Raw genomic sequence first — 13859 nt, forward strand, 5'->3', positions numbered from 1 at the left:
AGGCGGATCCGCCGGCTTTGGCTACGCTCAAGCCCTATCAGGACGCGGATACCAGGAACCCTGCGATGCCTCACTGGCTGGTGATCGATCTGGAAGCCACCACCGATGACGGTGGCTGGCCAGTTACGGAAATGGAAATCATCGAAATCGGAGCCACCCTGGTGGACCGAAAAGGGCGCGAGGTGGATTGTTTCCAGTGCTTCGTTCGGCCACTGCGTCGGCCTTTGCTGACGCCGTTTTGCCGGGAGCTGACGCACATCACTCAGGCCAACGTCGACGCAGCGCAGACGCTGAGTGAGGTCTGGCCGTCATTCGAGCAATGGCTCGTGCGCCATCAATCGGAGCTGGAGGGCTGGGCCAGTTGGGGCGATTACGACCGCAAGCAACTGCTTCAGGAATGGCAGCGACTGCATTTGTGCAGCGTGCTTGAGAAAGTGCCGCACATGAATCTCAAACAGCGCTTTGCCAAGGCCCGGCGCCTGGAACGCCCGCTGGGGCTCAACGGCGCGCTGCAACTGGCGGGCATGCAGTTCAATGGCCAACAGCATCGGGCGCTGGAAGATGCGCGCAATACGGCGCGCCTGTTGCCACAGGTTCTCCCGCCAGAGAGGTGACGGCGTTCATGGCCTTGTGCATACTGGCCGGCCCTTTTTAGCCCTTTTCGAGGAATCGCCCATGTTTAAAGTCAACGAGTACTTCGACGGCACCGTCAAGTCGATCGCCTTTGGCACCGCTGAAGGTCCTGCGACCATCGGCGTCATGGCTCCGGGCGAATACGAATTCGGCACCAGCCAGCGTGAAATCATGCACGTGGTGACCGGTGCCCTCACCGTCAAACTGCCTGACAGCACCGATTGGGAAACCTTCGCCGCCGGCAGCCAGTTCAACGTGCCTGCCAACAGCAAATTCCAGCTCAAAGTGGCCGTCGACACCGCTTACCTGTGCGAATACCGCGGCTAAACCCCCGGGTTTTCACAGCGACAAAAAAATGCCCGGGGACCTTGGGACCCGGGCATTTTTTATTTCGTGTGTTTATTCCAGGATCGTCACTGGCATGCCGACTTCAAGTTGGCCATTGCTGTCGTTGACCAGGTTCTGCCCGAACATTGCACCGTCCGCCTGGGAACGGTATTTCTGCAACGTGGCCAGAGGCTCGCGATCACTGCTGCGCTCACCGGTTTGCGGGTCGATGGTGGTCAGGATGCAGCGCGAACAGGGCTTGACCACGCGGAACTCAACATCCCCGATGCGAATACGCTTCCAGTTGTCCTCGGCAAACGCCTCGCTGCCCTCGATCACCAGGTTTGGTCGAAAGCGCAGCATTTCCAGCGGGCGCCCGACATTTTTCGAGAGGTCTTCCAGGGACGCCTGCCCGATCAGCAACAGCGGGAAGCCATCGGCGAACGCCACTTGATCGTCATTCCGGCCATAGCCCGCTTGTGTGGTGCGCGCGCGATCCAGAGGAATTTGCACCAGGCGCGTCGGCTTTCCAATGAACTCACTGACCCAGGCGCCGGCTTCATCGCCGGCATCGGGCACGCGCAGGCTGTCTTTGAAGATCGTTACGCCCCGTAGTTCAGCGCCGCTACCCGGCAAGGCAATATCGATTGCCGGGCGTCCGGGCGCACTGAGGGTCAAACCACCGTCAGCATTCCATAACGCCGACAGCTGGCTCATCTTCCCCACCGTGCGCTGGGTCAGGAAGCGCCCATTGGCCTCGTCCACGAGCATCCAGCGGCGGTCACCGTCCAGCCCCAGTTTGTCGAGACAAATCTGCTGCAGGGCCTCGGCCTTGCCGGATTTCAACGGATAACGGTAAAGCGCGCTCAGACGCAACATGGCCAGCTCCCTGGTGGGCAAAAAATGCCACCCTATACGAGCTTGGTCGCCGAATCAAAGGCAGAAAACCGATCTCTGTTTACCTTTTGGGTCGGGCCTGTTCGCGAAGGCGATGTATCAGCCAATATCAATGTTGACAGTGATGGCCTCTTCGCGAGCAGGCTCGCTACAGGTAGATCGTGTGCAGCCTAAATCGTGTCAGGCCGGCACTTCGTCGAGCATCAGGCGCTGGCGCACCACGTCGACGAGTTTGTCCGGCTGGAACTTGGAGAGGAAATTGTCGCAGCCGACCTTCTTGACCATAGAGTCGTTGAAACTGCCTGACAGCGACGTATGCAGCACCACGTACAGGCCACGCAAGCGCGGGTCGTTGCGGATTTCGGTGGTCAGGCGATAGCCGTCCATTTCCGGCATTTCCGCGTCGGTAAAGACCATCAGCAGTTTGTCGGTCATCGACACACCCGTATCGGCCCAGGCCTTGAGCATGTTCAGCGCCTTCAAGCCGTCGCTGGCGATGTGCATCTTCACGCCCAACTGGCCCAGGGTGTCGCGCAGTTGCGACAGGGCAACGTTGGAGTCATCCACCAACAACACTTCACGACCACGGGCGCGCTCCAGCACCGGGTCGTCGAGTTTCTCGCGCGAGACCTTGGCGTTGTACGGCACGATTTCGGCCAGAACTTTTTCGACGTCGATGATTTCCACCAACTGATCGTCGACCTTGCTGATGGCGGTCAGGTAATGCTGGCGGCCGGCGCTGGCCGGCGGCGGCAGAATGGCTTCCCAGTTCATGTTGACGATGCGGTCTACGCCGCCAACCAGGAACGCCTGCACTGAACGGTTGTACTCGGTGACGATGATCGTACTGGTAGGGCCAGGCACCAGCGGACGCATGCCGATGGCCTGGGACAGGTCAATCACCGGCAACGTCTGCCCACGCAAGTTGACCACGCCGCAGACAAACGGATGGCGCTGGGGCATTAGGGTCAGCTTCGGCAGTTGCAACACTTCCTGCACTTTAAAAACGTTGATCGCGAACAATTGCCGACCGGCCAGCCGGAACATGAGAATTTCCAGGCGATTCTCACCCACCAGTTGTGTGCGTTGGTCTACCGTGTCGAGAATGCCGGCCATTAATGACTCCTGGGCTTGTTCTGATGAATTCACTAAAGAGGGTTATCGGCAGTTTTGGCCAGACCTTGACCCTGAGACAAAATGCCATGATCGGGCATTGATGTCACATTAACATCATGCTTTACTGGCGCAGCGATTTCATCTGCTTCATCTCCTGCGGCGCGACCTCGGTTTGCACGTTAGGTTCCCCTGTGTAAGGGATTCCCCTAGTAACAATCAGGCCCAACCTGATATTCGCAATATCCAATAGCCATTAATGTGACGCCATTCTCATTGCATGAACGGAGTCAGGCTTTTGTGTGCGATCGCAGGTAAGTGGCCATCCACCCTCTCGAGTTCCCCAGCCTGCGCCCAGGCCAGCCGGAGCGCGATCTCATGCCGGCACGGCAGCGTCGGGACGCTGGACGTCTTCGTCGACACACACGACATCCCCTCATTTGACATGACGTTGTGGAGATAACCATGCCGAACGACACTAAACAGTGGGCTCAGCGCTTTCCGGAGTTCCTCGTCGAGGCTGAAACACTCCTGGCCAAATCGGAAGAGTGCCTTAGCCATCTGCAGTTGATCAGCAATGACAAAGACGCAATCGATTGCATGCTCAGCAGCCTGCTCAAATTAGCGAGTAAGGCGGATGCCCTGGCCCTGGAGGCGGTTTCTGAATTTTCGCTGCACATCCATGGCTTGTTGAACCACGCCCAAGGCCACATGCAACTGCACGACCAGGCCCTGTGTGCGTTGAAGGACTGCTTTACGTTGATGGCCTGGCAACTCGAACTCATCGATCAGACCACCGGCCAACTCAGCCTGGATGAAAGTGAACAGACTTCCCTGATTGAAGCCTTTGCGTTTCAGGTCGGACAAAGTCATTTCCAGCCTCCGGTTAATTCCAAACCCTTCACGCTTGTTTCCTATTCGGAGCGGCAGGCTTAATCCGCCAGATAACCAAGCCTTATTGCGTATTATCATTGTCATGATGCCGCTCATTAATTGGAGTGTGCTCATGTCAACGACAGCTCGATGCAAATAACTATTCCCTCCGTTAAACTTTTTCCATTATGGAACTATCGTCCTAAACCCCTAATTCCTGACTGAATAGACATATATACCGAACGCGACCAACGGTAGCTTAAATGGTATTATGCCGACCATTAGTTGACGCCATTCTAATGTCAAAGTGACTCCAGACGAGTGCAGGCCGAATTTGAAGGTGCTGTCAGCCCCCGCCCTGGATTGCACGGCTAGAGACGAGTCACTACAGATTTCAGACAGAGACCCGTCATCCACGATGGCCGGTCTGCCCGCAGCGAACATCCATTGGCTCCATCCGCTATGTACGCCAGCCTCAAGTCATTCACCCCACGGCTCCCCTCCCAAAAAAATGCGCGGCGGTTAACGCTTTTGCTGTGCACCGCCTCGGCACTCGGCAGCCTGCTGGTTTTCAGCTTGTCTGCTTCAGTGCCGATGAGTCTGCTGGTACTGAACATGGCGGCACTTGGCTGCGTCTGGGTACAACATTTCCTGTCGAGCAAATCAATAAAATTTCAGCCACAAGAACTAGCCGATCGTCTACTTGAGGTCCAGGAAAATGAACGTCATCGTCTCAGCAGGGAACTACATGACGACATCGGCCAGTTGCTGACCGCGGCAAAACTTCAAAGTGAATGGCTCAAACGCCGGATGCCTGAAGACATGCAAGGCCAGTGCACGGTGCTCTGCGACACACTGGACGAAACCCTTGCCAAGGTTCGCGATGTCTCGGCCATTCTCAATCCCAGGCAGTTGGCCAGCCTCGGACTTGAAGCCAGCCTGCGTGCGCATTTGCTCAAGACCCTGGCCAATACTTCAATTCACTGGAGCCTGGAATGCCATCAACGCCTGACCGGCATACCGGAAGAAATGGCGGTGGCCGCCTTTCGAATCACCCAGGAAGCGGTGACCAATATTCTTCGCCATGCCAAAGCGAATAACCTGCTGATCCGCCTGCAACGCATGCCCCAGGGTTTGGCGCTGCTGATCAGCGACGACGGCCTGGGGTTCGCACCTGCCGCGGACCCCGGTCGCGAGGGGCAACGCGGGATGGCCGGGATGGTGGAACGGATCGATCAACTGGGCGGTACCCTGGTCGTGACCAGCGAGCCGGGCAAAGGCACTCAAATCGAAGCACTCTTTCCCTGGGCGCCCCGTGCGCTCGAACGGGCCAGTACGAATAAGGTTATGCATTGACTTGTAACTTACTTCTGGTGGATGACCACTCGCTTATCAGGGCAGGCGTGCGCGCTCTGGTGCTGGATATTCCCGGCTACGCGGTCATTGGTGAGGCCAATGACGGCTCGCAGCTACTCGAGATGGTCGAGAAGCTGTCCCCTGACATCGTTCTGCTGGATATCTCCATGAAGCAGACCGGCGGCCTTGAAGCCTTGCAGCGACTCAAGCAGGTCCGCCCGCAAAGCAAGGTGTTGATCCTGTCGATGCACACCGACCCGGCCCTGATCATGCAGGCGCTTGAGTCCGGTGCCCATGGCTATTTGCTCAAAGACACCACGGCCACCGAGCTGGAACATGCCCTGGATGCCTTGCGCAACAACGAGCGTTACCTGAGCCCGGCCATTGCCCACACAGTTATCAACCAGGCACTGATCCGTAACCAGAAGCATCAACCCGAGGCTGCGGACTCACACAACCTGACGGCCCGCCAGCTGGAAATCCTGCGACTGATTGTTCGGGGCAAATCCACGCGGGAAATCGCCAATGGCCTGGGCCTCAGCATCAAAACCGTTGAAACCCACCGCTCGCAGATCATGAAGCGCCTGCAGATCTACGACGTGGCCGGCCTGGTGCTGTTTGCCGTGCGCGAGCAAATCATCAGCCTGGACGACTGACCGTTTTCGAAGCGCTCAGCAGAGGCGAATTCTGCGGCAAATGCACGCGCAATGCCGCTGGACGCGCCGAGAATCGCAGGCTCTCGCCCTCGATAGGTTCGCCATCCAGATTGATGTAGAGGCCTTCCGCAACTTTGATCTCGACCCATGGCAGGCGAGCTCGCACAAACATGTTGTCGATGCCGAAGCCATCGGCCAGCAACGTTTTCAACGTACCGACCACTTCCTGCGGCGCCGGCAAAATGCTGATATCCAGCAGCCCATCGTCAGCCAGTGCCTCCGGGCACAGTACATGACCACCGCCAGCCTGCCGGCCATTGCCGATACCCAACGCCAAAAGCTCACCACTCCAATGAAAGTCCGGCCCCTGCAACTCGCCGTAGGCAGCATGCAGTTCGCTGAAGCGCGACAACCCGGTGAACAGATACGCCGCGCCCCCGAGGACTTTCTTCAAGTCTTCCGAGGTATTCGCCGTGACCTGACTGCCAAAGCCGCCGGTGGCCATGTTCAGAAAGACTTGACCGCCCACCTCGCCCAGATCGATCGCTTGCGGTGCAACCTCCAGAAGGTCCAGCGCCAGAGCGGGTTCGAGCGGCACACCGGCGGCACGCGCAAAATCGTTCGCGGTGCCCAGCGGCATCAGCACCAGACTGGCCTGCGTCGAATGCGCTGCCATGGCCTCAGCGATATCACGCAAGGTGCCATCACCGCCGCCGGCAATCAGTTGCGTATAGCCCGCGCTCAAGGCTTCTTCCACCAGCCGCTGCGCGTCACCCGCCTCCCAGGTCAGTCGGACGGCCAACTCCCAGCCCTGCTGGCGTTTAACGTCGACGGCCGCACGGACCTCCTCGTTGAGCGCCTGCTTGCCATGCAGAATCAACAGCGCTTTGCGCTCACTCATTATTGCCGCTCCCATGTTTGGACTCCGTATGAGAGATGTTGACCTCACCACCGCCTATAAAAGTCGCAGGGATTTGAATTTTTTTGAGCCGTACAGCCTTGTGGTCCTACAGCGCGGGAAATTTTCTTACAACATGTACGGAATCGGCTCAATTGACCAACCTTGGCGATTGGTACACCTTGAGGTCCGCGGCATCAGTCATCAACATTCAATACACAGGGATGTGAAAACCATGAGTAGACCTTCTTCAAGGGCCACACAAAGCGCAATCAACACCAGTGTCGGCCATCCAAAGGGCTTGAAGGCAAGGAGCGTTTCAGCCCATGCAAAGCCATGACATCAGGTTGCCGATCAGTCAGGTCGCGCCATCGGCAGGCAATCGCGCCAATCATCAGGCTGAATTCAATAACAGCGCAAAAACCGCCGGAGGAGTTGATATGGAACCTCGCGTCATTGAACTCGAGACACACCTCAAATACATCCGAAGAGACATGGAAGAGGTCCGTGGCGATGTTAAATCCATCAAACACAGGCTGGCCTATTCTGCGGGTGGAACAGCCGTGGTCCTGGGGCTGCTGGGCTGGGTCGCCAACAGCCGCTTTGATCAGGTCGTGTCACTTCTGGTTCGTTAAACGCTAGCCATACACGCAAGCTCCGGCACGATCTACCGGGCTTGCGTGGCAAGACTTTCGCCAGAATCAGCTCAGGACTTCGCTCAGCGGAATGAAGTTCACGTCATCGCCTTCGATCAACGTGCGGTCTTCCAGTACTTCAACCAGACCATCAGCCCAAGCGGCACTGCGGAGCACCCCGGAGCTCTGATTCTTGTAGATGATTGCCCGACCATTCTCCAGGCGTCCACGCAAATACTCTCGGCGATTACCAGCCTTTGGCCAGTCGAATCCTGCAGGCACCTGAAACTTTAATGGCTCGACCTCTTTCACACCCTGGCGGCGCAAAAGATAGGGCCTGGCCAACAAGGCAAATGTAACCAGCGTCGACGCAGGGTTGCCGGGCAAACCAATCACGGGGACGCCGCGAAAATGACCGAACGTCAGCGGCTTGCCTGGTTTGATGGCGAGTTTCCACAGGGTCAACTCGCCCTCTTCGCGCAAGGCAATGCCCAGAAAATCGGCTTCTCCCACCGACACGCCGCCGGTAGAAAGGATCAAATCGACATCCTTCAACTCCCCAAGGCGGGCGCGGGTGGCCGCTAAATCATCGGGAAGAATTCCGGCATCGATCACTTCACAGCCCAAGCGCTGCAACCAACTGCACAGCAACACGCGATTACTGTTGTAAATCTGTCCCGGCCCGAGGCGCTGGCCCGGCTCTATCAATTCATCTCCGGTTGACAGGACTGCGACACGAACTTTGCGAACCACGTTGAGCTCAGCACATCCCAGCGACGCCGCCAGGCCCTGCTCGATAGGTCCCAGACGGGTGCCCGCCGGCAAAACAAGTTCGCCAACGGTAGTTTCCTGGCCTTGCGGGCGAATATTTTGACCCGGGGTCATTGCCTCGATAAAACGAACGCGCTCGTCCGCCTGAACCTCGGCGTTCTCCTGCATCTCGACGCAATCGGCACCTGCCGGTACAGGCGCACCGGTAAAGATTCGGGCGCAGGTACCTGGCTTCAATGGTTCGGGTGCCTGGCCGGCGAAAATCTTCTGACTGACCATTAAGGGTTCGCCCGTCCAGTCAGCGACGCGCAAGGCATAGCCGTCCATGGCACTGTTCGGCCAGGGCGGCAGATCAAGCGTCGAGACCAGGTCGTCGGCCAGTATGCGACCTTCAACCTGTGCCAACGGCAAGCGCTCACGCTCACCTATCGTTGATGCCTCAGCCATTTCCAGCAAACGCGCGAGCGCGACTTCGACCGCCATCAAGCTACCGGCTTTGCCGGGCTTACCCACGGGATTCACAGGGTGCCGCCTGTTTAAGGTGAGCGACGAAATTGCAGGGACGGTGCCGCGAATCCAGCTGTTCGGCGAGAATGCCATCCCAGCCAGTGCGCACAGCATTGGTCGAACCCGGCAAACAGCAGACCAGCGTGCCATTGGCCAAACCCGCCAGGGCCCGGGACTGAACAGTCGAAGTGCCGATGTCCGCGACCGAAATCTGCCGGAACAACTCGCCGAAACCGTCGACTTGCTTGTCAAGCAGACAGCTCACCGCTTCCGGTGTGCTGTCGCGCCCCGTGAACCCGGTACCGCCGGTGATCAACACCACCTGCACGACATCCTCGGCAATCCAGTTGGCGACTTGCGCGCGAATTTTGTAGAGATCATCTTTAAGCAAAACCCGAGCAGCCAGGTTATGGCCGGCAGCGCTCAAGCGGTCGACGAAAAGCTGCCCTGACGTATCGGTTTCCAGGGTGCGGGTATCGCTGACCGTCAACACCGCGATGTTGAGCGGCGCGAAAGGTACTTCAGCCTTGGCTTTCATAGGCTCGTCCAGTTGTAGGATAAACAGCCCGGTGTTATATCACAGCGCCCCGTTTTTTCGCCGCCCCCATGGAGACGTGCCATGACCTTGAGTACACATTTGCCGCCCTGCTCCATTCTGCTCCTGGCCGGTGGTCGAGGCCAACGCATGGGCGGCCAGGACAAGGGTTTGCTGGAATGGCATGGCGAGCCACTGATCGCGCACCTGCATCGCAAGACCCGCGCGCTGAGTGATGATCTGATCATCTCCTGCAACAGGAACCTGGAAAAATATGCGCCTTTTGCCGACCAGTTGGTCCATGACGATGAAGGCGACTTCCCGGGACCCTTGGCCGGTATTCGCGCCGGCCTCAGGGCCGCCCGCCACGCCTGTCTGCTGGTGTTGCCGTGCGATGTGCCGCGCATCGATGCGGCCCTGCTCCAGAGCATGCGCGAAACCGCCCGCCAGCATCCGGACAAACCGCTGATGCTGCGCCATAACGAACACTGGGAGCCGTTGCTGTGCATCATCCCGGTGGCGCTTTCGGCAGCGTTTGAAAGAGCCTGGAATGAGGGCGAACGCAGTCCGGGACGCCTCATGCGCAAATTGGGCGCTACCGCCCTGCAATGTCCCGATAACGATCCTCGCCTGGCCAACCTCAACACGCCGGAGCTGTTAAGTGCACACAACACTGTGTCAGACTGACACGAGAAGGAACTTGCGCGCGTTGCATACGTCTCAAGCTCAGTAACCAAAAGAATTCATATTCGGAGACACACTCATGACTCAACGGACCCTCGCCACTCTCATGCTCGCACTGGGCCTTGCAACCCTCGCCGGTTGCGCATCGCCTACAGTGATCACCTTGAATGACGGTCGCGAAATCCAGGCCGTCGACGCGCCAAAATACGATGACGAATCGGGTTTCTACGAGTTCGAACAGCTTGATGGCAAACACACCCGTATCAACAAGGATCAGGTTCGTACCGTTAAAGAGTTGTAATGGTTACGGCACCACCGGATACAGAAAAGCCCGCTTGATGCGGGCTTTTTCGTGCCTGATGCACTGTGATCACCATTGCAGGGTGATGGTGCTCTCGAATTCACGTGGTTGACCTGTGATCGGGTCGACAAACCGCAAACCCTGAGCCAGCAGCTTCAAGGGATTGGCATAGTCGTCCTCGACATCCTTGAGCACCTGCGGGTAGAACGGGTCGTTGCAGATACTGGCGCCCAAAGCAGTCATGTGCACCCGCAACTGATGTTTCTTGCCGGTCACTGGATAAAGTCCATAACGCCAGAGATCGCCGTTTTTCTCACGAACCTCAACTGCCGTCTCGGTGTTGCTGGTACCCGGACCTTCCTGCATGCGAAAGAATGGCTCGCCATCGACCAGCCGACTTTTATGAACCAGTGGAAAGGTGAGTTCAGGCAATGCGCGGGCGATTGCTTCGTAGCGTTTTTCGATATTCCGTGTAGGAAACAATGACTGGTAAGCCGAGCGACTCTCAGGATTCGCTGAGAACAACACCAGTCCCGCCGTGTGCCGGTCAATGCGATGCAAAGGCACAAGATTCGGGTTATCCAGGCGACGGATCAGCCGCCGCAACAACGTCTGCTCCACGTATTCCCCGGCAGGCGTCACTGGCAGAAAATGCGGCTTGTCCGCCACCACCAGATGCTCGTCGGCATACAGGATCGACTCGACCACCGGGATCGGTTTTTCGTCCGGCACCTCACGAAAGTAATGAATCCGCAGGCCTTCCTTGTAACGCAGATCCAGAGCGATCGGTTGACCGTGCCCGTCAAGCACGCGACCACGAGCAATCCTGTCCAGCCATTGTTCACGACCAATAGCGCTGAAGTGGTCGCACAGGCAATCGAGCACGGTCTGCCACGGACCCGGCGGCAAATAGAGCGTGCTGGCCTGGTTGTGCGAAGCAGAAAAAGATGAAGTGGACATACAAACGCTCTGACCCTCAATACAGGCCAGCATTATCCAACAGTGGCCGGAACGAACCTAGAAGAGAATCCTCACGCCGGCATCTGCTTGCGCGCCGCCGCTTCGGTGAACTCCTTGAGCCAGCGCAGCACATCGACCGCTTCCCAGCGGCCTGGATCATAAAGCGCGTACAACAAGCCCTGATAACCCACGACATCGAGCTGGCGGTGATAACCCGCGCGCTGGAACAACGCTTCGATTTCGGCAAAGCAGGTGTTGAAGTGCAGTTTGTTGAAGGGTGTTTTTCCTTCCGTGACCAGACCATCCAGACGCAATTCGAGGACCGCCTCGCGCACAACATCAACCGACATCCGGTTCACGCTGTTTTTCAATTGTTCGACATTGACCACGATCTTCCCCTCTCACGCCCGATACTGCCTGCTCGAACCTGAAAACCAGGGGCGAACGGCAATATTACGAATAACTGTATGCGCATACAGTATCCGAAGAGCATCGGTTAAGCCAAGGGGATCATTCGCAAAGTTCGACAAACGGGACATCGCCAACCACAAAACCGCTTAACGCAGGAACGCCACCACCTCGTCGGCATTGAATGGCCAGCCCAGTTCAGCGCCGGTATCGACCCGCCGTAGCACCGGGATACGCAGGCTGTAAGCTTCGAACCATGTTTCATCTTCAGCGATATCTACCAGCTCCACCAGCAGACCACGTTCGACAAACTCCATCAGCATGGCTTCGGCCACTTCACAGAGGTGGCACCCAAGGGTGCCGAACAACTGACATTCAGGAAGCATGAGCGCTCAACCTAAAAAATTAAGAACCTATTCTAGGCTTGCTCCGAAAAGCCGTCGAGCCAGTGAATTTTCTGCCCTTGAGCACAAATCGCAATGGGCGGCGGTAAAACCCTGACGCATATCAGTCGCTCCAGCGGCCAATTACGTGATGCTCAGGTTTTTTTTACTTCTACGCTTGAGTAGCCAGCCCCTCACCGGAGTTTTTCGTGTTCGCCAACCTCTTGATCATTCTCGCCTCCTCCCTGGTGGTGATTGCATTGTTCCAGCGCCTGCGTTTGCCTCCGGTGCTGGGCTACCTGTGCGTAGGGCTGATGATCGGGCCGACGGCGTTCAACTGGGTGAATGAAAGCGAAGAGTTGCCAGACCTGGCCGAGTTGGGCGTGGTGTTTCTGCTGTTCTCCCTTGGGCTGGAGTTTTCCCTGTCGAAGATGATCGAGCTGCGTCGGGTGGTGTTCGGCCTTGGTAGCCTGCAAGTGTTGGTGTCCGGGATTTTGATGGGGGCATTGCTGATGCTGTTCGGCATGCCGACGACGCCCGCGTTGTTACTCGGTGCCGGTCTGTCGCTGTCTTCTACGGCAATAGTCAGCAAGGAGCTGAGCAGCCTCGGCGAGATATTCAGCAGTCACGGCCAGAATGCCATCGCCGTGTTGCTGTTCCAGGATGTGGTGGCGGTGCTGTTGCTGACCCTGGTGCCGGTGTTCGCCGGCAACAGCGATCAAGCCTGGTATTGGGCATTGCCGTTGACGCTGGGCAAGACTCTGGTGCTGTTCGGTGGTTTGTTGCTGGCCAGTCGATGGTTGTTGCCCCGCCTGTTCCATGAAGTTGCCGCCGCCCGCTCCCCGGAGCTGTTCGTGCTGCTGGCGCTGGTCATCGTTTTGCTGACCGCGTGGCTGACTCACCTGCTCGGTCTCTCCCCTGCCCTGGGTGCATTTCTCGCCGGCATGCTGCTGGGGGAAAGCCACTATCGGCACCAGATCGAGGCGGACATCCGGCCGTTCCGCGACATCTTGCTCGGGTTGTTTTTCGTCAGCATCGGCATGCTGATCGACTTGCAGCTGTTTGTCAGCCACGGCCTTATGGTTCTCGGCCTGACGCTTGGGTTACTGCTCATCAAGGGCACAGTGGTCGCGCTGCTGGTCAAATGGCGCGGCAGCGACGGCGAAACCGCCTGGCGCAGCGGCCTTGCATTGGCTCAGGGTGGCGAGTTCTGCTTTGCCTTGATGGCGCAGATGCAGCAAAACAAACTGATGCCCGCCGACTTCGGAGGTCTTCTGCTGGCCGCGACATTCTGCTCGATGCTGGTGACACCGTTGTTGCTACGCGCCGCCCCCCACATTGCGACACGCCTGCATCGCAAGCCCAACGAAGAAGCAAAACTGGCAGAAATCAGCGCGCTTAACGCCGACTTGCACAACCACGTTGTGATCTGTGGTTACGGTCGCGTGGGTCAGTCGATCGGCCGCGCATTGCGCAACGCGCGCCAACCTTACCTTGCGCTGGACACCGATCCGGTGCGTGTCCAGGAAGCTGCCGTGGATGAAACCTGTGTGCATTACGGCGACTCGCGGCGCGGTGAATTGCTGCTCGCGGTAGGGCTGGCGCGGGCCAGGCTGCTGGTGATTGCCGTGGACCAGACCGACATCGCGCTCTTGATTCTCCAGGAAGCGCGCCGATTGAACTCGAAGATTCCGATCCTGGTGCGCACTCGAGACGACAGCCAACTGACCGAGTTGAAAGCGGCCGGCGCCAGCGAAGTCGTGCCCGAGCTGTTGGAATCGAGCCTGATGCTCGCCTCCCACGCCCTGATCATGCTGGGTTTACCCGCGCATCAGGTACAGGAGCGGGCCGACCAGATACGGCATGACCGTTATCGTCTGCTACACGGTTTTTATCCCGGGAGCGACGATGAAGAAAAGTGA

Annotated in this window: 17 protein-coding genes; 9 read left to right on the top strand and 8 right to left on the bottom strand. The window is 57.9% G+C overall.

Annotated features, from left to right (window positions below; all coding sequences use genetic code 11):
• Positions 1 to 65: 65 nt before the first annotated feature.
• Positions 66 to 614, top strand: a complete 549-nt coding sequence (locus BLU63_RS00700; RefSeq protein ID WP_010461227.1) for an exonuclease domain-containing protein — start codon at positions 66 to 68, stop codon at positions 612 to 614.
• A 61-nt stretch (positions 615 to 675) separates the two neighbouring features.
• On the top strand, positions 676 to 960 hold the full coding sequence (gene ppnP / locus BLU63_RS00705; protein WP_010461229.1) for a pyrimidine/purine nucleoside phosphorylase: 285 nt from the start codon (positions 676 to 678) through the stop codon (positions 958 to 960).
• A gap of 72 nt (positions 961 to 1032) precedes the next feature.
• On the opposite strand, the gene BLU63_RS00710 is transcribed toward ppnP, so the two are convergent.
• Entirely contained in the window at positions 1033 to 1839 is an 807-nt protein-coding gene (locus tag BLU63_RS00710; protein ID WP_077747902.1) for an MOSC domain-containing protein, read from the bottom strand.
• Between the two features lie 198 nt (positions 1840 to 2037).
• Positions 2038 to 2973 carry a chemotaxis protein CheV gene (locus tag BLU63_RS00715; RefSeq protein ID WP_010461233.1) on the bottom strand — a complete coding sequence of 312 codons (936 nt, stop codon included), beginning with the start codon at positions 2971 to 2973 and terminating at the stop codon, positions 2038 to 2040.
• A gap of 462 nt (positions 2974 to 3435) precedes the next feature.
• On the opposite strand from BLU63_RS00715, the gene BLU63_RS00720 reads away from it, so the two are divergent.
• The 3 genes from BLU63_RS00720 (at position 3436) to BLU63_RS00735 (ending at position 5855) form a co-directional block, all read left to right on the top strand.
• Positions 3436 to 3906, top strand: a complete 471-nt coding sequence (locus tag BLU63_RS00720) for a hypothetical protein (RefSeq protein ID WP_010461234.1) — start codon at positions 3436 to 3438, stop codon at positions 3904 to 3906.
• 399 nt (positions 3907 to 4305) lie between these two features.
• The gene (locus BLU63_RS00730) at positions 4306 to 5199 is read left to right on the top strand and encodes a sensor histidine kinase (RefSeq protein ID WP_077747904.1); all 894 of its coding nucleotides are present in this window, start codon (positions 4306 to 4308) and stop codon (positions 5197 to 5199) included.
• A complete protein-coding gene (locus tag BLU63_RS00735) occupies positions 5196 to 5855 on the top strand; it encodes a response regulator (protein ID WP_010461240.1) in 660 nt (219 codons plus the stop codon). The genes BLU63_RS00730 and BLU63_RS00735 overlap by 4 nt, the downstream gene beginning before the upstream one ends.
• Here BLU63_RS00735 and yegS read toward each other — a convergent pair.
• Entirely contained in the window at positions 5839 to 6756 is a 918-nt protein-coding gene (gene yegS / locus BLU63_RS00740) for a lipid kinase YegS (protein ID WP_010461241.1), read from the bottom strand. The genes BLU63_RS00735 and yegS overlap by 17 nt on opposite strands.
• A 323-nt stretch (positions 6757 to 7079) precedes the next feature.
• Here yegS and BLU63_RS00745 point away from each other — a divergent pair, with 323 nt between their 5' ends.
• Positions 7080 to 7388 carry a hypothetical protein gene (locus BLU63_RS00745; protein ID WP_077747906.1) on the top strand — a complete coding sequence of 103 codons (309 nt, stop codon included), beginning with the start codon at positions 7080 to 7082 and terminating at the stop codon, positions 7386 to 7388.
• A 66-nt stretch (positions 7389 to 7454) separates the two neighbouring features.
• On the opposite strand, the gene BLU63_RS00750 is transcribed toward BLU63_RS00745, so the two are convergent.
• Together BLU63_RS00750 and moaB are read right to left on the bottom strand one after the other, a co-directional pair.
• Entirely contained in the window at positions 7455 to 8681 is a 1227-nt protein-coding gene (locus BLU63_RS00750) for a molybdopterin molybdotransferase MoeA (protein WP_083374692.1), read from the bottom strand.
• Positions 8665 to 9204 carry a molybdenum cofactor biosynthesis protein B gene (gene moaB, locus BLU63_RS00755; protein WP_083374693.1) on the bottom strand — a complete coding sequence of 180 codons (540 nt, stop codon included), beginning with the start codon at positions 9202 to 9204 and terminating at the stop codon, positions 8665 to 8667. The genes BLU63_RS00750 and moaB overlap by 17 nt, the downstream gene beginning before the upstream one ends.
• An 81-nt stretch (positions 9205 to 9285) precedes the next feature.
• Here moaB and mobA point away from each other — a divergent pair, with 81 nt between their 5' ends.
• Entirely contained in the window at positions 9286 to 9888 is a 603-nt protein-coding gene (gene mobA / locus BLU63_RS00760; RefSeq protein WP_010461248.1) for a molybdenum cofactor guanylyltransferase MobA, read from the top strand.
• Positions 9889 to 9964: 76 nt separating this feature from the next.
• Complete coding sequence (locus tag BLU63_RS00765; protein WP_010461249.1) at positions 9965 to 10186, top strand: YgdI/YgdR family lipoprotein; 222 nt, start codon at positions 9965 to 9967, stop codon at positions 10184 to 10186.
• 69 nt (positions 10187 to 10255) lie between these two features.
• Here the strand turns inward: BLU63_RS00765 and BLU63_RS00770 are convergent, their stop codons facing one another.
• The 3 genes from BLU63_RS00770 to BLU63_RS00780 all read right to left on the bottom strand — a co-directional run bounded on the left by BLU63_RS00770 (position 10256) and on the right by BLU63_RS00780 (position 11940).
• Positions 10256 to 11146, bottom strand: coding sequence for a pseudouridine synthase (locus BLU63_RS00770; RefSeq protein WP_077747908.1), 891 nt, complete (start codon positions 11144 to 11146; stop codon positions 10256 to 10258).
• A gap of 71 nt (positions 11147 to 11217) precedes the next feature.
• Positions 11218 to 11535 (bottom strand): transcriptional regulator, encoded by a 318-nt coding sequence (locus BLU63_RS00775; RefSeq protein ID WP_010461253.1) that lies wholly within the window; start codon positions 11533 to 11535, stop codon positions 11218 to 11220.
• Positions 11536 to 11703: 168 nt separating this feature from the next.
• Positions 11704 to 11940, bottom strand: a complete 237-nt coding sequence (locus BLU63_RS00780; RefSeq protein ID WP_010461255.1) for a glutaredoxin family protein — start codon at positions 11938 to 11940, stop codon at positions 11704 to 11706.
• A gap of 206 nt (positions 11941 to 12146) precedes the next feature.
• On the opposite strand from BLU63_RS00780, the gene BLU63_RS00785 reads away from it, so the two are divergent.
• Entirely contained in the window at positions 12147 to 13859 is a 1713-nt protein-coding gene (locus BLU63_RS00785) for a cation:proton antiporter (RefSeq protein WP_010461257.1), read from the top strand.

The organism is Pseudomonas mandelii (assembly GCF_900106065.1).
GTDB classification, from domain to species: domain Bacteria; phylum Pseudomonadota; class Gammaproteobacteria; order Pseudomonadales; family Pseudomonadaceae; genus Aquipseudomonas; species Aquipseudomonas mandelii.